We start from the raw sequence: 1031 nt of genomic DNA, 5'->3' as shown, positions 1-1031 counted from the left end.
GGTAAAACAACTTTAACTGCGGCAATTACTTCTGTACTTGCTAAAAAATACGGCGGTCAAGCTCGTGCATTCGATCAAATCGATAACGCACCAGAAGAAAAAGCACGTGGTATCACCATCAACACTTCACACGTTGAATATGACACACCAACTCGTCACTACGCACACGTAGACTGCCCGGGCCATGCTGACTATGTTAAAAACATGATCACTGGTGCGGCACAAATGGACGGTGCTATCTTAGTCGTAGCTGCAACAGATGGTCCTATGCCACAAACTCGTGAGCACATTCTTTTAGGTCGTCAAGTAGGTGTTCCTTACATCATCGTATTCTTAAACAAATGTGATATGGTTGATGACGAAGAGTTATTAGAATTAGTTGAAATGGAAGTACGTGAACTTCTATCTCAATATGATTTCCCAGGTGATGATACACCAGTGATTCGTGGTTCAGCGTTAAAAGCGTTAGAAGGCGAAGCAGCATGGGAAGACAAAATTGTTGAATTAGCTGAAGCATTAGACAGCTATATCCCAGAGCCAGAGCGTGATATCGACAAACCATTCCTATTACCAATTGAAGATGTATTCTCAATTTCAGGTCGTGGTACAGTAGTAACAGGTCGTGTTGAACGCGGTGTTATCAAAGTTGGTGAAGAAGTTGAAATTGTGGGTATCAAACCGACAACTAAAACCACTTGTACTGGTGTTGAAATGTTCCGTAAATTACTTGACGAAGGTCGTGCGGGTGAAAACGTTGGTGTATTACTACGTGGTACAAAACGTGAAGAAATCGAACGTGGTCAAGTACTTGCAAAACCAGGTTCAATTACTCCACATACTGATTTTGAATCAGAAGTGTATATCTTAAGCAAAGATGAAGGTGGTCGTCATACTCCATTCTTTAAAGGTTACCGTCCACAGTTCTACTTCCGTACAACTGACGTAACAGGTACTATCGAATTACCAGAAGGTGTAGAAATGGTAATGCCTGGTGATAACATCAAAATGACAGTATCATTAATTCACCCAAT

1 protein-coding gene is annotated in these 1031 nt (G+C 41.3%); it reads left to right on the top strand.

Annotated elements, in window-relative coordinates:
* The coding region (gene tuf / locus ACYIAL_RS12820) for an elongation factor Tu (protein WP_483751909.1) at positions 1-1031 on the top strand (1031 nt) is incomplete at both ends.

Source organism: Gilliamella sp. X-57 (assembly GCF_057063565.1).
This window is presented reverse-complemented; position numbering and strand designations above follow the sequence as displayed.